Source organism: Nocardioides sp. SR21 (genome assembly GCF_022761125.1).
Taxonomy (GTDB): domain Bacteria; phylum Actinomycetota; class Actinomycetes; order Propionibacteriales; family Nocardioidaceae; genus Nocardioides.
Map to the genome: position 1 here is coordinate 283,286 of NZ_JAKWJR010000005.1, position 16,659 is coordinate 299,944.

Annotated in this window: 17 protein-coding genes; 10 read left to right on the forward strand and 7 right to left on the reverse strand. The window is 73.1% G+C overall.

Features of this window, described 5'->3' with window-relative positions; genetic code table 11:
• Positions 1-5 precede the first annotated feature (5 nt).
• Genes MJ604_RS11680 through MJ604_RS11695 form a run of 4 tightly spaced genes read left to right on the forward strand, consistent with a single transcriptional unit; the run spans position 6 to position 2,386 of the window.
• Positions 6-1,070, forward strand: coding sequence for a lyase family protein (locus MJ604_RS11680; protein WP_243058503.1), 1,065 nt, complete (start codon positions 6-8; stop codon positions 1,068-1,070).
• The gene (locus MJ604_RS11685; RefSeq protein WP_243058504.1) at positions 1,067-1,789 is read left to right on the forward strand and encodes an alpha/beta fold hydrolase; all 723 of its coding nucleotides are present in this window, start codon (positions 1,067-1,069) and stop codon (positions 1,787-1,789) included. The genes MJ604_RS11680 and MJ604_RS11685 overlap by 4 nt, the downstream gene beginning before the upstream one ends.
• The gene (pcaC, locus tag MJ604_RS11690; protein ID WP_243058505.1) at positions 1,786-2,157 is read left to right on the forward strand and encodes a 4-carboxymuconolactone decarboxylase; all 372 of its coding nucleotides are present in this window, start codon (positions 1,786-1,788) and stop codon (positions 2,155-2,157) included. Before MJ604_RS11685 ends, pcaC begins: the two co-directional genes overlap by 4 nt.
• A 34-nt stretch (positions 2,158-2,191) precedes the next feature.
• A complete protein-coding gene (locus MJ604_RS11695; RefSeq protein ID WP_243058506.1) occupies positions 2,192-2,386 on the forward strand; it encodes a hypothetical protein in 195 nt (64 codons plus the stop codon).
• Here MJ604_RS11695 and MJ604_RS11700 read toward each other — a convergent pair.
• The gene (locus MJ604_RS11700) at positions 2,383-3,252 is read right to left on the reverse strand and encodes a LysR substrate-binding domain-containing protein (protein WP_243058507.1); all 870 of its coding nucleotides are present in this window, start codon (positions 3,250-3,252) and stop codon (positions 2,383-2,385) included. The two genes, MJ604_RS11695 and MJ604_RS11700, sit on opposite strands and share 4 nt — an antisense overlap.
• Before the next feature lie 70 nt (positions 3,253-3,322).
• On the opposite strand from MJ604_RS11700, the gene MJ604_RS11705 reads away from it, so the two are divergent.
• The 3 genes from MJ604_RS11705 to MJ604_RS11715 are packed head-to-tail and all read left to right on the forward strand — an operon-like array spanning position 3,323 to position 5,771.
• Positions 3,323-4,492: a thiolase family protein gene (locus tag MJ604_RS11705; RefSeq protein ID WP_243058508.1), complete on the forward strand. Its 1,170-nt coding sequence runs from the start codon at positions 3,323-3,325 to the stop codon at positions 4,490-4,492.
• Positions 4,489-5,142: a 3-oxoacid CoA-transferase subunit A gene (locus tag MJ604_RS11710; protein WP_243058509.1), complete on the forward strand. Its 654-nt coding sequence runs from the start codon at positions 4,489-4,491 to the stop codon at positions 5,140-5,142. The genes MJ604_RS11705 and MJ604_RS11710 overlap by 4 nt, the downstream gene beginning before the upstream one ends.
• Positions 5,139-5,771, forward strand: coding sequence for a 3-oxoacid CoA-transferase subunit B (locus MJ604_RS11715; protein WP_243058510.1), 633 nt, complete (start codon positions 5,139-5,141; stop codon positions 5,769-5,771). The genes MJ604_RS11710 and MJ604_RS11715 overlap by 4 nt, the downstream gene beginning before the upstream one ends.
• Positions 5,772-5,774: 3 nt before the next feature.
• Here MJ604_RS11715 and MJ604_RS11720 read toward each other — a convergent pair whose 3' ends face one another.
• A complete protein-coding gene (locus tag MJ604_RS11720; RefSeq protein WP_243058511.1) occupies positions 5,775-7,934 on the reverse strand; it encodes an alpha/beta hydrolase in 2,160 nt (719 codons plus the stop codon).
• The gene (locus MJ604_RS11725; protein ID WP_243058512.1) at positions 7,931-9,010 is read right to left on the reverse strand and encodes a class I SAM-dependent methyltransferase; all 1,080 of its coding nucleotides are present in this window, start codon (positions 9,008-9,010) and stop codon (positions 7,931-7,933) included. Before MJ604_RS11725 ends, MJ604_RS11720 begins: the two co-directional genes overlap by 4 nt.
• Positions 9,011-9,113: 103 nt before the next feature.
• On the opposite strand from MJ604_RS11725, the gene MJ604_RS11730 reads away from it, so the two are divergent.
• A complete protein-coding gene (locus tag MJ604_RS11730; RefSeq protein WP_243058513.1) occupies positions 9,114-11,855 on the forward strand; it encodes an AAA family ATPase in 2,742 nt (913 codons plus the stop codon).
• A 9-nt stretch (positions 11,856-11,864) separates the two neighbouring features.
• Here MJ604_RS11730 and MJ604_RS11735 read toward each other — a convergent pair whose 3' ends face one another.
• From MJ604_RS11735 to MJ604_RS11750, 4 genes are all read right to left on the reverse strand, one after another.
• Positions 11,865-12,341, reverse strand: a complete 477-nt coding sequence (locus tag MJ604_RS11735) for a hypothetical protein (protein ID WP_243058514.1) — start codon at positions 12,339-12,341, stop codon at positions 11,865-11,867.
• A gap of 9 nt (positions 12,342-12,350) precedes the next feature.
• A complete protein-coding gene (locus tag MJ604_RS11740; RefSeq protein WP_243058515.1) occupies positions 12,351-13,724 on the reverse strand; it encodes an NAD(P)-binding protein in 1,374 nt (457 codons plus the stop codon).
• Positions 13,725-13,757: 33 nt separating this feature from the next.
• Positions 13,758-14,096 carry a lipopolysaccharide assembly LapA domain-containing protein gene (locus tag MJ604_RS11745; RefSeq protein WP_243058516.1) on the reverse strand — a complete coding sequence of 113 codons (339 nt, stop codon included), beginning with the start codon at positions 14,094-14,096 and terminating at the stop codon, positions 13,758-13,760.
• A gap of 96 nt (positions 14,097-14,192) precedes the next feature.
• Positions 14,193-14,702, reverse strand: a complete 510-nt coding sequence (locus MJ604_RS11750; protein ID WP_243058517.1) for a cupin domain-containing protein — start codon at positions 14,700-14,702, stop codon at positions 14,193-14,195.
• 86 nt (positions 14,703-14,788) lie between these two features.
• On the opposite strand from MJ604_RS11750, the gene MJ604_RS11755 reads away from it, so the two are divergent.
• The gene (locus MJ604_RS11755) at positions 14,789-15,703 is read left to right on the forward strand and encodes an ABC transporter ATP-binding protein (protein WP_243058518.1); all 915 of its coding nucleotides are present in this window, start codon (positions 14,789-14,791) and stop codon (positions 15,701-15,703) included.
• Positions 15,703-16,521: an ABC transporter permease subunit gene (locus MJ604_RS11760; RefSeq protein ID WP_243058519.1), complete on the forward strand. Its 819-nt coding sequence runs from the start codon at positions 15,703-15,705 to the stop codon at positions 16,519-16,521. The genes MJ604_RS11755 and MJ604_RS11760 overlap by 1 nt, the downstream gene beginning before the upstream one ends.
• The last annotated feature ends 138 nt before the right edge of the window (positions 16,522-16,659 follow it).

Consider the following 16,659-nt stretch of genomic DNA (forward strand, 5'->3'; position numbering starts at 1 on the left):
GGTCCATGGCGGACCTGTTCTGGCCGGGCGACGAGCGCGCCGACGGGCACTTCACCGACGCGGCCTTCCTCCGCGCGATGGTCGAGGTCGAGTCGGAGTGGCTCGGCCGGGAGCTGGAGGTGCCCGAGCTCGACCCGGCCGCAGCCGAGGCCGGCGGCAATCCGGTCATCGCGCTGGTCCGACTCCTGCGCGAGCAGGACCTCGAGGTCCATCGTGGGCTGACCAGCCAGGACGTCGTCGACACGGCACTGATGCGGATGGCGATGCACGCCGTCGCCGACGTGCGCCTCGACCTGGCGGCCATCGGCCACGGGTTGACGGGGCTGGCGGAGCAGCACCGCGACACCCCGATGGTGGCGCGGACGCTGACCCAGCACGCCGTCCCCACCACGTTCGGCTTCCGGGTCGCGGCCTGGCTGACCGCGGTGCTGGACGCGGACGAGGACCTGGCCCGGCTGACCTTCCCGCGGCAGCTCGGCGGCGCGGCCGGCACCCGCGCGGCGATGGTCGAGCTCGGTCGCGAGCTGCCGACCGGCATACCGCGCTGGCACACGACCCGCGCTCCGGTCACGCGGATCGGCGACGCGCTGGTCGGCTGCACCGACGCCTGCGCGCGGATCGCGAACGACGTCGTCACGATGTCGCGTCCCGAGATCGGCGAGCTCGCCGAGGGCTCCGGGGGCGGCTCCTCGACGATGCCCAACAAGGCGAACCCGGTGCTGTCCGTGCTGGTCCGGCGCGCCGCCCTGACCACCCCGCAGCTCGCCGCGACGCTGCACCTCGCCGCAGCGCAGCAGGTCGACGACCGCGCCGACGGTGGCTGGCACGCCGAGTGGGCGACGCTGCGCGACCTGGTCCGCCGCACGCTGGTCGCGGTGTCGCAGACCGCGGACCTGGTCGCCGACCTCCGCGTCGCCCCGGACCGGATGGCTGCGAACCTCGCGGCCGCCGGCGATGCGGTGCTCGCCGAGCAGCGCAGCATGACCGACGACCCGGCGCCGACGTACCTCGGCGACGCGGGGGCGTACGTCGACCAGGTGGTCGCGCGAGCGAAGGCGGCTCTCGGATGAAGCCGGTGCTGGTGCTCGGGCCCTCGCTGGGCACGTCGTCGGTCACGCTGTGGAGCGCGTGCGCCGCGCTGCTCGCGGACGACTTCGAGGTGCTGGGCTGGGACCTGCCCGGCCACGGTGACGAGCCCGTCGTCGGCGACGTGACGATCGCGGACCTGGCCCGCGGCGTCCTCGACGAGGTCGAGGGGCCGTTCTTCTACGCCGGCGACTCCGTCGGTGGCGCGGTCGGGCTGCAGCTCGCGCTCGACGCGCCGGACCGGGTCCGCGGCGTGGTCGCGCTCTGCACCGGCGCGAGGATCGGCACCGCCGAGGGCTGGACTGAGCGCATCGAGCAGGTCCGCGCGTCGGGCACCCCGTCGCTGGTGAGCGCGTCGGCCGGGCGCTGGTTCGGCCCCGGGTTCGTGGAGCGCGAGCCGGACCGCGCGTCGGCCCTGCTGCACGCGCTGAGCGACGCCGCCGACGAGGGCTACGTCGCGGTGTGCGGCGCGCTCGCGCAGTTCGACGTGCGTGACCGGCTCGGCGAGATCGCCGTACCCGTGCTGGCCGTGGCGGGCGCCGAGGACGCGGTCTGCCCGCCCGACCTGCTGCGCGAGATCGCCGACGGCGTACCGGGCGGTCGGTACGCCGAGCTCGCCGGCGTCGCGCACCTCGCGCCCGCCGAGGCCCCGGATGCGGTGGCCACCCTGATCCGCGAGCACTGCCGGGAGGCGATCCGATGACGTACGACGACGGCATGAAGGTCCGACGGGAGGTGCTCGGCGACGAGCACGTCGACCGGGCGACCGCGAACGCCACCGACCTCACGCGGGAGTTCCAGGAGCTGATCACGACGTACGCCTGGGGCGAGATCTGGACCCGCCCCGGCCTCGACCGGCGCAGCCGCTCGATGATCACGCTGACCGCGCTGATCGCCCGGGGGCACCACGAGGAGCTCGCGATGCACCTGCGCGCCGCACGGCGCAACGGGCTCACGGTCGACGAGATCAAGGAGGTGCTGCTGCAGAGCGCGATCTACTGCGGCGTACCCGACGCGAACACCGCCTTCCGGGTCGCGCAGCAAGTCCTGTCCGAGGAAAACGGTCCGTAGGTACACTCGGCGTACTCGGACGAACGGGGACGTCATGTTCACCTACTTCTTGATCGCTGCTGCGGTGGTGCTCGTCGGCGCCGCGATCTGGGTCCAGGTCCGCGGGCGCAACCGTCCCGGCCGGCACATCACGCAGAACGCCCCGATGGACGACACCAAGAACTCGTGGGCCAAGTGGCAGCACGACGCCACTCAGAACGGCCAGATCTCCGGCGGCGGCCCGGCCTAGACGCAGCGCTCCACGATCGCGGCCACCTGGCGGGCGGCCGGCGACGCGTCGGCGCGTGCCGCCAACGCGAGGTCGATGGTCGGCGCGTCGGTGAGCGCGACGTAGGCGACGCCCTCGAGGCCGAGGGAGCGCACCGGCTCGGGCACCAGCGCGACGCCGAGGCCGGCGGCGACGAAGACGACGAGGGTCGCGGTCTCGGACGCCTCGAGGACCGAGGCGGGCTGGAAGCCCGCGGACGCGCAGGCCTCCAGCACGCGCGCGTGGATGGACGAGCGGTGGCCGGACGGGTGCATCACGAACGCCTCGTCCTTCAGGGCGGCGAGCGAGATCCGGCGCCGGCCGGCGAGCGGGTGCTGTGCCGGCAGCACGGCGACCAGGCGCTCGGTGCGCAGCGTGCGGGCGCCGAGGCCGGGCTCGGGCGGGCGCAGCAGCGCGAGGTCGTAGGTCCGGTCGGCCAGTCCCGCGACCAGCTGGGGCGACAGCAGCTCGCCGCGCAGCTCGAGCTCCACGCCGGGCAGCTCGCGGCGTACCTCCTGGGCGACCCGGGGGAGGACGTCGTACGTCGCCGTCCCGACGAACCCGACCGAGACCCGGCCCGCATGGCCCGAGGCCAGCGCGGCCATGTCGTCGCGGGCGCGGTCGACGTCGCCGAGCACCGCGCGCGTGTGCCCGACGAAGCGCGTGCCGGCCTCGGTGAGGTCGACCCGGCGCGTGGTCCGGGTGAACAGCTCGACGCCGAGCTCACGCTCGAGCTGCTTGACCTGTTGCGACAGCGCCGGCTGGGCGAGGTGCAGCCGCTCGGCGGCGCGGCCGAAGTGCCGCTCCTCGGCGAGCACGGCGAACGACCGCAGGTGCCGCAGTTCCATGAATTCAGGTTATCAATCGAGCATGATTCAGTATTGGAGATGATCGGCGGTGCCGACCTAGGCTCGCGGCATGAGCTCCGCGTTCCTGTACGCCGCCGCCCGCACGCCGTTCGGCCGCTTCGGCGGCGCCCTCGCCGAGGTGCGCCCCGACGACCTGGCCGCGATCGCGATCCAGGGCGTGCTGGCGAAGACGCCCGACCTCGATCCCGCCGCGATCGGCGACGTCGCGTGGGGCTGCGCCAACCAGGCCGGCGAGGACAACCGCAACGTCGGCCGGATGGCCGTGCTGCTCGCCGGGCTGCCGGTGTCGGTGCCCGCGACGACGGTGAACCGGCTCTGCGGCTCGTCGCTCGACGCCGCGATCATCGGCTCGCGGGTGATCGAGTCCGGCGACGCCGACGTCGTGCTCACCGGTGGCGTCGAGTCGATGACGCGGGCGCCGTGGGTCCTGCCCAAGCCGTCGCGCGCGTTCCCGGCCGGCAACGTCACGGCGGTCTCCACGACCCTCGGCTGGCGGCTGGTGAACGAGAACATGCCGGCCGAGTGGACGGTCTCGCTCGGCGAGGCCAACGAGATGCTCGGCGACCGGTTCTCGATCTCGCGCGAGCGGCAGGACGAGTTCGCCGCCCGCTCGCACAACCTCGCGGCGGCCGCGTGGGACGCCGGCTTCTACGACTCCCTGGTCGTGCCGGTGGCGGACCTCGCCCGCGACGAGGGCATCCGCCCCGGGTCGACCGCCGAGAAGCTGGCCGGGCTGAAGCCGTCCTTCCGCAAGGACGGCACGATCACCGCCGGCAACGCGTCCCCGCTCAACGACGGCGCCTCCGCCGTCCTGCTCGGCTCCGAGAACGCCGCGATCGGCGTCGACCCGATCGCCCGGGTCGCCGGCCGCGGTGTCGCGGCGGTGGAGCCGCAGCTGTTCGGCTACGCGCCCGTCGAAGCCGCCGACCGGGCCCTCGCCCGGGCGGGGATCACGTGGGACGACGTGAGCGCGGTGGAGCTCAACGAGGCGTTCGCCGTGCAGTCCCTCGCGTGCGTCGATGCCTGGAAGATCGATCCGGAGATCGTGAACAGCAAGGGTGGCGCGATCGCGATCGGTCACCCGCTCGGCGCGTCCGGCGGCCGCATCCTCGGCACGCTCGCCGCGCGCCTGACCGAGTCCGGCGACCGGTACGGCGTGGCCGCGATCTGCATCGGCGTGGGCCAGGCGCTGGCCGTCGTGCTGGAGAACGTGTCGTGAGGATCTGCGCCAGCGCGGCCGAGGCGGTCGCCGGCATCGAGGACGGCTCGACCGTGCTGATCGGCGGGTTCGGGATGGCCGGGATGCCGGTGGCGCTCATCGATGCGCTGATCGAGCAGGGCGCCTCCGACCTGACCGTGGTGTCGAACAACGCCGGGAACGGCGACACCGGCCTGGCCGCGCTGCTCGCCCAGGGCCGGGTCCGCAAGATGATCTGCTCGTTCCCGCGCCAGCACGACTCGTGGGTGTTCGACGGGCTCTACCGCGCTGGGAAGATCGAGCTCGAGCTGGTGCCCCAGGGCAACCTCGCCGAGCGGATGCGCGCGGCCGGCGCGGGGATCGGCGCGTTCTTCACCCCGACCGGGGTCGGTACGCCGCTCGCGGAGGGCAAGGAGACCCGGGAGATCGACGGGCGGACCTACGTGCTCGAGTACCCGATCCGCGGCGACGTCGCCCTGGTCGGCGCGCACCGCGCGGACCGGATGGGCAACCTGGTGTACCGCAAGACCGCCCGCAACTTCGGGCCCGTGATGGCGACGGCGGCCGCGACGACGATCGCGCAGGTCAGCAGGGTCGTCGAGACCGGTGACCTCGACCCCGAGGCCGTCGTGACGCCGAGCATCTACGTCGATCGGGTGGTGGCCGTATGAGCCTCAGCAAGGACGAGATGGCCGCCCGGGTCGCGGCCGACATCCCGGACGGGTCCTTCGTGAACCTCGGGATCGGCCAGCCCACGCTGGTCGCCGACCACCTCACCTCCGGCTCCGGCGTCGTGCTGCACACCGAGAACGGCCTGCTCAACATGGGCCCGGCCGCGGTCGGCGACGCCATCGACCCGGACCTGACGAACGCCGGCAAGCAGCCCGTCACCGAGCGGCCGGGGTCGTCGTACTTCAGCTCGGCCGACTCGTTCGCGATGATGCGCGGCGGCCACCTCGACGTCTGCGTGCTCGGCGCGTTCCAGGTCTCGGCGTCCGGCGACATCGCCAACTGGCACACCGGCGAGCCCGATGCGATCCCGGCCGTCGGCGGCGCGATGGACCTCGCGATCGGTGCCAAGCGGGTGTTCGTGATGATGACGCTGTTCGCCAAGGACGGGACGCCGAAGCTGGTGCCGTCGTGCAGCTACCCGCTCACCGGCGTCGGCTGCGTCGACCGCGTCTACACCGACGTCGCGGTGTTCCAGGTCGGCGCCGGCGGTGTGCAGGTGCTCGACACGTTCGGGATCACGTTCGACGAGCTCGCGGAGCGCCTCGACGTCTCGCTGCGGCCGGCCTGAGCCCTACACGAGCTCGGCGAGCAGTCGCGCGGCTCGCTGAGCACCGCCGGTCTCCACCGGCCGGTACGCCGTGGTGTCCCGCCCGAGCTCACGGAGGATCGCCGATGCCAGCGCCTCGGGATCCCGCGCGACGTCGTAGTCGAGGCAGGTGCCGGCGCCGTACCGCTCGAGCCGGCGGCGGACATGGAAGCTCTGCTCGAAGTGGTGGCGCAACGGGAGGTAGAGGAAGGGCTTGCGCAACGTCGCCAGCTCCATGCAGGTCGTCAAGCCACCCTGGACCACGGCGATGTCGCAGGCGGCCAGGCGGCTCGTCAGGTCGGGCAGGAAGCCGTGGACCCGCGCGCCCTGACGTCGCGGCAACGACCGCGGGTCGATGCGGGGACCGGCGACGATCTCGAAACGCAGGCCGGGGTCGAGCCGGCGTGCCAGTGGCACGGCATCGAGCACGCGGCGCAGCAGCGGGGTTCCCACCCCGGAGCCGCCGACGCTGACGACGCACACGCGCTCGTCGCTGCGCCAGCCGAACCGCTCGCGCAGCTCGGCCGGATCGCCGAGCACGGACGGTTCGAACCCGGTCACGTACCCGACGAAGTCGAAGTTCTCCTCGGTCCACGACCGGATCGACGGCAGCCCGGGCCCGAAGCTGTCGGGCACCACGTCGTCGGGGTTGCCGACGAAGATCGAGTGGTCTCGCAGCCGTCGGTAACGGGCCCGGTGCTCGATCATCTCGGCGTTGAGGTCGGCCGTCAGAGCGGCCTCCTCCGCACCGCCGTCGGGCATCGGCAGCCAGCCCACGAAGTCGGTGAGCCAGGCGTACGCCGAGCGCTTGAGCCGTGGGTTCTCATGGAGGAAGTAGTCGACGTCCCAGGCCTCGTCGCCGATCACGAGGTCGTAGGGCTCGGTCTCGAGCAGCTCGTCGAGGACCATGAAGTTGTTGACCAGGATCTCGTCCATCCGGCGGATCGCCTGGAACGCGTGCAGGTCGTGCTCGCCGCACTCCGCCTCGATGTGCCCGGACTCGCTCGCCAGGTGGGCCGATGCCGGGTGGATGCGCTCGCCGTGGTGCGCCAGCACCCGGGTGACCGGGTCCTGGGCGAGCCAGTCGACCTGGAGGTCGGGGTGCAGCTCGCGCAGCGCACCCGCGACCGCGACGTCGCGGCGCGCGTGGCCCAGGCCGATCGGGGAGGAGATGTAGAGCGCCCGCTTCGGTCGCGCGAGGCTCCGGGTCCGGCCCCGTGGCGTCGTGGGCGCGAACCGCTCGGCGAAGTCCCGGATGAGGTGGTTGATCCACACCGGCTCCCGCCCCGGCAGGCCGTGGCCGCCGCCCTCGGCGAGCACGAGGTCGCCGGCGGTGAGCTCGGCGAGCCGCTCGCCGATCTGGTGGCCGCGGATCCGGTCGTCGGTGCCGTGCACGACCAGGACCGGGCACTTCACCCCGGCGCAGAGCGGCTCGACCGAGGCGCAGGTCGCGCCGTCGCAGCCGAGCCGCCCGGCAGTCGTGTCGACGAGCGTCCGCGGCCCGACGTCGAGACCCCAGGCGATCGAGTCCTCGATCTGCTTGGTCGAGTGCGGCTCGGAGTACATCGTGGTGAAGAAGAACTCGAGGAAGTCTCGATAGTCGCCCTCGAGCCAGTAGTGCTTGTTGTACTTGGCCCAGCCGCGGGCGTGCGGATGACGGTCGGACCAGCCGAACTCCTCCCGAGCGTCGTCGTGCACCCCCAGCCCGCAGGCCGGGGCGATCGAGAAGAGCCCCTCGACCCGGTCCGGGTGCCCCGCGGCGACGTGCACCGACCAGGTGCCGCCGCAGGACAGCGACACCAGGACGGCCCGGTCGACGCCGGCGTCGTCCATGACCGCGACGGTGTCGGCGGCGTACTCCACGTCGGTGTACGCCGCCGCCCCCACCGGTCGGCCAGAGGCGCCGCTGCCGCGCCCGTCGAACGTGACGACGCGGAAGTGTCGGGCCAGGTAGGGGACCTGTGCCTTCCACATGCGCGACGGCACGATCGACCACGTCGGCATCAGCAGCAGGGTCGGCGACCCGGTGCCGTACGACGCCCAGGCGAGCTCGACGCCGTCGCGCACCGCGACGCCCGACCGGTCGGGGAGCCGCGCCCGGGCGGCCGGGTCGACGGCGTCGCCGTACGGTGCGGGCAGGGTCACTTCCGCACCTCCAGCACATTGTTGAACGGCGTCTGCGCGGCGATCCGGAACTGCGTGAAGCCGGCGGCCGTCACGATGTCCCGGATCCGGGCGGGGCCGGCCTGGGTGCCGATCGCGAGCCCGACGTCCTGGGAGAGCGACGAGGGCGTGCACAGCAGGGTGGAGAACCCATAGTAGGCCCGACCGACGGGGTTGAAGTTGTCCTCGATCCGGTCACCCGCGGCCGGCTCGACGATCATCCAGGTGCCGTCGTCGGCGAGCATGTCGTGGACGCGGCGGGCGCAGCCGACGGGGTCGCCCATGTCGTGCAGGGCGTCGAAGATCGTGACCAGGTCGAACCCGGTGCCCGACACCTCCGTGGCCTTCGCGGCGGCGAACTCCACCCGGTCGGAGACGCCGGACTCGGCGGCGCGGTCCTGGGCGACGCCGATCGAGCCGGGGTGGGCGTCGCTGCCGACGAAGCGCGACTCGGGAAAGGCCTGTGCCATCAGGATGGTGGACGACCCGTGCCCACACCCGATGTCGTGCACCCGCGCGCCGCGCTCCAGCTTCGGGACCACGTCGGTGAGCGCCGGCAGCCAGGTCGACACCAGGTTGGCGGCGTAGCCAGGGCGGAAGAACCGCTCGCAGCCCTCGTGGACGTCGTGGTTGTGGTCGCCCCAGCCGAGGCCGTCGCCGTCGCGGGCACGGTCGAAGATCTGCGAGGCGTCGCTGATCGTCCCGAAGGCGATCTGGAAGAACCCGGGCAGGTACGCCGGGCTGCTCGAGTCGGTGAGCGCGACGACGTGCTCCGGGGGCAGGGTGAAGCGGCCGCTCGCCGGGTCGTAGCGCACGAAGTCGCCGGCCGCCTGGGCGGCGAGCCACTCGGCGGCGTACCGCTCGCCGGTGCCGGTCGTCTCGGCGAGCTCGGTGGCCGTCCGCGGACCATCGGCGAGCGCGCGGTAGTAGCCGAGCCGGTCGCCCATGACGACGAGCGCGCAGTTGAGGGCGGCCCCGACCTCGTCGACGGCGCGGAAGACGAACGACATCAACGCGTTCTCGTCGATCACGGGAGCGGCGGTGGCGTGGGTGGTCATGGTGAATCTCCTGAGGATCGGTGCAGGCCAGGTGCCGGCGTCCCTCCGACCGTGGATCGGCGACGGCACCCGTCGCATCGGGGGTCCCCCCTAGACTCCGAAGATGCTGGTCGGGCGGCTGCCGGCCCAACGCGACGTCGAGGCTCTGCTCGCGGGTGCACGTCTCGGTCAGAGTGGCGTGCTTGTGGTCCGGGGCGAGGCAGGGATCGGCAAGAGCGCCCTGCTCGAGGATGCGGTCGCGCGTGCAGAAGGGCTCCGGGTGCTCCGGACGAGCGGGACGGAGTCCGAGCACGACCTGCCGTTCGCCGGCCTCGCCACCCTGCTGCGTCCGCTCCACGACCGGATCGACGACCTGCCGGGTCCGCAGGCCGAGGCACTCGGGGTTGCGCTGGCGCTGCGCGCTGGCGCCGGTCGAGACCGGCGCACCGACCGGTTCGCGGTCTCGGCCGGAGTGCTCACGCTGCTGACCCGGGTGGGCGAGGAGTCCCCGACGGCCGTCGTGGTCGACGACGGTCACCTGCTGGACCGGCCGTCGGCCGAGGCGCTGGCCTTCACGTGCCGCAGGCTCCTCGCCGATGCGGTGCTGGTGCTGGTGGCCGTGCGCCCGGACGAGACCGACGCCTGGGACGGCCTGCCGACGCTCGACGTCGGTCGTCTGGGTCCGGCCGAGGCGCGCGAGCTGGTGTGTTCGCTGAACCTGCCGCTGGTCGAGGAGCAGGTCGAGCGGATCGTGCAGCTGGCGGACGGCAACCCACTGGTGCTGCACACGCTCGCGGGAGAGCCGGACTCGCTCGTCGGCCTCCCCGACCTGCCCGTCGGCGCCGCCACCCTCTCCTCCGTGGCGACCGCCGCCTTCGGCGTCCGGCTGGAGCGGCTGGAACCCGCCGCCCTCGAGGCGGTGCGGGTCGCCGCGGTCGCGGGCGAGGACCTGGCGGTCGTCACCCGTGCCTGCGCCGTCGCGGGGGTGCCGGCCGGGAGCCTCGCCGGTGCGGAGGAGGCGGGTCTGCTCACCGTCGGACCGGGGCGGGTGGCTTTCGTCCATCCGCTGGCGCGGACCGCGGCGTACGCGGACGCGCCGGCCGGCGTACGTCGGCGGCTGCACGCGCAGGTCGCCGAGGTGCTGGGCGCCGGCGACGTGGACCGGCGGGCCTGGCACCTGAGCGCCGCGGCCCTGGGGCCGGACGAGGCCGCCGCCATCGAGCTCGACGGGGTGGCGGCGCGGGCCGCCGCCCGGGGTGCGCACGCCGTCGCCTCCTCGGCGAGCGAGCGGGCGGCGCAGCTCTCCGAGGGGCGTGCCGACGCGGGACGCCGGCTCCTGTCTGCTGGAGAGTCCGCCTGGCTCTCCGGTGACGATGCGCGTGCCGGACGGGTGCTCGACGAGGCCCTCCGGCGTGTTGACTCGCCGACGCTGCGGGCCCGCACCCGCGCTGTCACCGGCCTGGCGGCCCTCCGGGCCGGCCGGCTCGGACCGGCGTACGCCGACCTGGTGGCGGCAGCCGAGGAGGCCGCGGGTGACGCCGTCGGGGAGGCGCTGCTGCTCTACGCCGAGGCGATCGAGGTCTGCTACTACCAGCTGGACGTCCCGGGGGCGACCGCCGTCGCGGACCGGGTCGAGGCCCTGCTCTCCGGCCCCGCCTGCGGCCCGCGGGCCGAGGCGATCGCCTCGATCGCGGTCGGCGTCGCACGCACGCTGGCCGGTGGATCCGGGGTGGAGCATCTGCGTCGCGGCGTCGCGCTGCTGGCCGTCCTCCCGATCGACGAGCCGCGCGCCCGCTCGGCGTGGGAGCTGGTCGGGCCGCTCTATCTGCGCGAGTCGGGCGCGGGACGCGAGCTCGTGCAGCGCGCGGTGACCGAGCGCCGGGAGGCGGCCGCGATCGGCGACCTCCCGCACCTGCTCTTCCACCTGGCCCGCGTCGACGCCACCGGTGACCGGTGGACGCGCGCGGAGGCGTCGTACGGCGAGGCGGCGGCGTTGGCCCGCGAGAACGGCCAGGCCACGGAGCTCGCGGCCAGCCTCTCCGGCTTGTGCTGGTTGCAGGCCCGCCAGGGCCGGGTCGAGGAGTGTCGCGCGACGGGCGCGGAGGCGCGTCTGGTCGGCGAGGCGCGCGACGTGCACGTGGCCACGGCGTGGGTCGACCTCGCCCTGGCCGAGCTCGACCTCTCACTCGGCTCGGTCGCTGACGCTGCGACCGGCTTCGCTGCCGTGATCCGCCTGCTCGCCGAGCGCGAGGTCGGCGACCCGGACCTGTCGCCGGTGCCGGAGCTCGTCGAGGCGCGGTTGCGGGCCGGCGACGACCCGCGCACCGATCCGGCGGTGGACGACTACCTGCGCCGCGTCGAGCTGAAGGCGCGTCCGTGGTCGCTCGCGCGCGGCGCCCGCGTCCGCGCCCTGCTGTGCGCCGACGACGAGGCCGACGCGGCGTTCGAGGCGGCGCTGAGCCACCATGCGGCCGCACCCGAGCCGTTCGAGGCGGCTCGGACCCGGTTGCTGTACGGCCAGCGGCTGCGCCGGATGCGGCGCCGAGTCGACTGCCGCGAGCACCTGCGGACGGCGCTCGACGAGTTCGAGCGTCTGGGAGCGCGGCGCTGGTCGGACGTGGCGCTCGCTGAGCTCGACGCCAGCGGGCTCGCCGTACGCCGTCGGGAGACCGGTCCGGTCGTCGACCTCACCGCGCGCGAGCTGCAGATCGCGCTGCTCCTCGCGGACGGACACACGACCCGTGAGGCCGCGGCCGCACTGTTCCTGAGCCCCAAGACGGTGGAGCACCACCTGCGACACGTCTACACCAAGCTCGACATCGGCTCGCGCGCCGAGCTCACCGAGCGGATGCGGGCGCGGGGCTGAACGGATCGCTCAGGAGAGCTTCGTGAACCGCATCTGCCAGTTGAGGTACCAGCTCTCACCTCCGTCGTAGGAGAAGGACTGCTGCCACAGCGGCTGGTCGGCGAACCACTCGAAACGCACCTGCGCAGGGCGCCCGGCGATCGTGTCGGTGGCCTCGAAGACGCCGTGGCCGTCGACGAACCGGCCCACCACCGGGACGTCCAGGACGCCGGGCGCGCGCGTGGAGCTCCACCAGATCCGCCAGCACTGGTCGCTCGGGTCGAACAGCCGCAGCGTGAACCCGACGAACGGCTCGCCGCCGTCGGACGGCGTCGCCACCGTCATCTCGTCGGTGTGGCCAGCGCCGTTCAGGATCGGGCCGACCTCGCTGACCGCGTCGAACTCGACCCACTCGGTGCACCCCGGGTCGGTGGTGTCCACGAGCTTGCGGTTGCGGACCGACCACCGGCCGAAGATGAAGTCGAAGTCGTGCTGCGAAGAGGTCATGCCGCGACGCTAGAGACGACCACCGACAAGCTCGGCCAGCCGCGCGATGCCGGGTCCCGTGTGCGCCGCCAGCCGGGCGAGCGCGTCGTCGAGCTCCGCTGACGGCACGGTGTCGGGAGCGACCCGGGCCGGGTTGAGGGCGACCCTGCTCGCCCACTCCCTGATGTCGGGCTCGGCACCGAACGACGCGGTCGCGCGGAAGCCGGTCACGTTCATCACCGCCCAGTCCTCGAGCGTGTTGCCGTACGACGACGGCGGGCACAGCCGGTTCTTCTCGGTGTCGTCGTCGCGGGTCGCCTCGACGTACCCGGTCACCGCGGCGCCGAAGCAGGGGAACCCGGCGCGCACGGCCTGGAGCGTGATCCTGTCGGGCTGCCAGAGCGGGATCCGGCCGGGCAGCTTGAGCCCGTCCGCCGCGCAGTGCACGACGATCGCGTCGTCGGCGATCGGGACGTCGCCCTGCTCCATCTCGAGCCGGCCGCGGTGGACCGCGCGGATGTGGCCGCGGCGGACGACGTTCTCGATGCTCTGCAGCTGCTCGAGCTCCCAGGTGCCGAGGGTCGGCGCCTTCGCCATCGTCGGCGTGACGGCGGGGTCGATGCGGAGCATGATGCCGAGCTCCTCGAGCCGCAGGAACAGGTCGGGCAGGGACGGCGCGGCGGCCGACGCCTCGAGCATGTTCGCGACCATGGCGAGGTAGATCGCCGGGTTCGGCTGGATCAGCGCCCGGTTGAGCATCCACGGGTCGCGCGGGCGCACCCAGCAGATCGCGTCGGGGTCGACGCCGTGGGCCAGCAGCCAGATGCAGGTGTCGGTCGCGGTCTTGCCGGACCCGACCACGACGTACTGGCTCGGCGCCTCCTCGACGCCCACGACACCGTTGGCCGGGATGACGTGCACGTCGTCGGCGACCGCGAACGGCGGCGGCGTCTCGGCCGGGATGTCGGGGGAGAGGTAGCGCGCGTCGACGACCCGGGTCGTCTCCGAGACGGCGTACGTCGTGCCCGACACCCGCGAGGTGACGGCGCGGTCGTGGTAGTCGCAGCCGCCGTACAGCTCGACCCTCCCGGTGTCGACCATCCGCTGCAGGGCGCGGCTGTAGTACGCCGTGATCGTCGGCTGGTCGGCGCGCTCGTGCAGCCCCGCCTCCGGGCCGTGCTCCTGGAACCGGCCGCCGAGCACGGTCGACGGGACGCCGTAGAACGTCGAGGCCTGGTGCAGCCGGACGAACGGGTACGCCGACAGCCAGTGCCCGCCCGCGGCGTGGCGCCGGTCGACCATCGCCACCCGCACGTCGGCGTGGTCGATCAGCGCGTCGGTGAAGGCCATGCCCATGGCGCCGGCGCCGACGACGAGGTAGTCGGCCACGATGGTGCGTGTCACGCTGTCACGAAAGCACCGCGGGACGGGCTACGTCTACCGGCGGTCGCGGTGGACCCGTCGGCGCAGCTGCAGGATCCGCAGCGAGCCGACGACCGCGGTGAGCGCGATCCCGATCACCGCGGCGATGAGCAGCGCCACCGAGAGCGGGGTGCTGCCGTCCCAGACGAGGAACGACAGGTGCACGTCCTGGGTGTTCTGCGCGATGAAGATGACGAGCAGGAGCAGCAGCACCGCGGCCGCGACGACCGCCACCCACGCGCCGCTGGTCCGCGACCGGCGTAGCGGGTCCTGGGCAGGGCGGTCCTGGGCAGGGCGGTCCTGGGCAGGGCGGTCCTGGGGGGTCGGCTCGGCGTGCGGCTGCTGCTCGGTCATGTCCGAGCGGTACCCGGTCGTCTCCCGTCGAGACACCCGGAACGGCCCCCGAAAAGACGCATCAGGGGCCGTTCCTGGTGTCTCGTCGGTCCCGGATCAGTCCGGGATGGCCGACGGCGAGCCGGTGCGGGTCAGCGACGAGATGTAGATGACGATCGGGACGTCGCCCCGGTTGCTGGCGTGGTGGACCTCGCCCTGCTCCTCGACCAGCCACTGGCCGGGCTTCACGTGGACGGTCTCGCCGGGGCCGATGTTCTTCATCAGCGTCGGGTCGTCGCCGCGACCCTTCATCAGCTGGGCGCGCCCGGTCTCGACGGTGTAGGTGAGCACGCCCTCGGCGACGTACCCGAGCTGGGTGCCGGGGTGGTGGTGCGACGCGAGCTCGGCGCCCGGCATCACCACGACGCGGGCCAGGCCCAGGGTGCGCTTGGGGGCACCGGAGGGGCCGGGGGCCTCGGCGAGCGGGTCGCGCGTGACGGTGACCGGCTCGCTGGCGCCGGCCCGGGCGGCCGTGTCGTCGGCGGCCGTCGCGGACACCGCGATGCCGGCGCCGAAGCCGGCGGCGACGAGGGAGAGGCTCGCTACGGGGAGGAGGAGTCGCTTCATGCGACGAACCCTAGGGACATTGTCAGGGGTTGTCTCAGGGATCCGCCCCGATGTCGGGACCCGTTCGCCGCAGCAGGCTTGGGCCCATGATCCGTGCCCACCAGCTCACCAAGCGCTTCGGCGACCGGACCGCCGTCGACGGCGTCGACTTCGTCGTCGAGCCCGGTCGCGTGACCGGTTTCCTCGGCCCCAACGGCGCCGGCAAGTCCACGACGATGCGGATGATCCTCGGCCTCGACGCGCCGACGTCCGGCACGGTGAGCGTCAACGGTCATCGGTACGCCGCTTCGCCCGCGCCGCTGCGCGAGATCGGCGCACTCCTCGACGCGCACGCCATCCACCCCGGGCGGTCCGCCCGTGACCACCTGCGGTGGATGGCGGCGTCCAACGGCATCCCGACCACGCGCGTGGGCGAGGTGCTCGACCTGGTCGGCCTGGAATCGGTCGCCGGTCAGAGGGCGGGCCGGTTCTCGCTCGGCATGGGGCAGCGACTCGGCATCGCGGCGGCGATGCTCGGCGACCCGCCGGTGGTCGTGCTCGACGAGCCCGTCAACGGACTCGACCCCGAGGGCATCCGTTGGGTGCGCACCTTCGCGCGCCAGCTCGCCGACGAGGGCCGGACCGTCTTCATCTCCAGCCACCTGATGTCCGAGATGGCGCTGATGGCCGACCACCTGCTGGTGATCGGCCGGGGCACGATCCTCGCGGACTGCTCGATGGCGGAGTTCATGTCCGACCACGCGGCGTCGTACGTCCGCGTGAAGGCGCCCGCCCTCGGCGACGCCGCGAACCTGCTGCGCGGTCGCGGCCTGGACGTCTCGCGCGTCGACGACGAGATCCGGGTCACCGGCCTCGACGCCGCGGCGATCGGCGACACGCTGTTCAAGCACGGCCTGGCCGTGCACGAGCTGACGCTGGTGCGCTCCTCGCTCGAGGACGCGTTCATGACGCTGACCGCCGACAGCGTCGAGTACCACGCCGTCGTGGAAGGAGCCGCGTGATGTCCGCGTCGGTGATGGAGTCCGGGACCGTCGTCGAGCGCACCGACGTCGCGCGCCCGTCGTTCGCTGCGGTGCTGCGCGCGGAGTGGCTCAAGCTGCGCTCGGTGCGCTCGACCTGGTGGACGCTGGTCACGACGTTCGTGCTCGGCGCCGGCCTGACCACGCTGATCTGCTGGGGCAACGCCGACTGGCTGGCGTCCTCGGAGGCCGACGAGTCGCCGGGCTCGTTCATCACCTGGGGGATGATGATCGCCCAGATCACCGCGGTCGTGCTGGGTGCGCTGGTCGTCACGACGGAGTACGGCACCGGCATGATCCGTACGACGTTCGCCGCCGTCCCGTCGCGCGGCCGGGTGCTCGCCGCGAAGTCCGTCGTGGTCGTCGCGCTGCTCGGCGTCGTCGGCACCGTGACCGCGTTCGTCGGGTACGCCGGCGGCAACTTCTTCCTCGACCGCGAGGGCATCGGGCTGTCGCTGTCCGGGGACGTCCTCCGCTCGATGTACGGCTCGGGCCTGTACCTCGCCGGCATCGGGCTGTTCACGGTCGCTGTCGGCTTCCTCATGCGGCACACCGCGGGCACGATCTCGAGCGTCCTCGCGCTGATGCTGATCCTCGGCAACATGGTGAACCTGATCCCCGGCGCGTTCGGTGAGTGGGTCACCAAGCTGATGCCCGGCAACGCCGGCTCCGGGATCTCCACGCCGGTCTCGTTCAACCCGAACCTGCTCGACCCGTGGGTGGGCTTCGCGGTCTTCTGCGCGGAGACGGCCGTGCTGCTCGCGGCGGCGTACGTCGTGGTGAAGCGGCGCGACGCGTAGATGGGCCGGTGTCAGTTTCACCGGTTCACCGGTGAAACTGGCACTTCTCGGCCGTTGCAACGCCTGAGAAGTGACGGAATCACCGGTGAACCGGTGATTCCGACAACCGGCCCTGTCGGACCGGCCGAATAGGGTCAC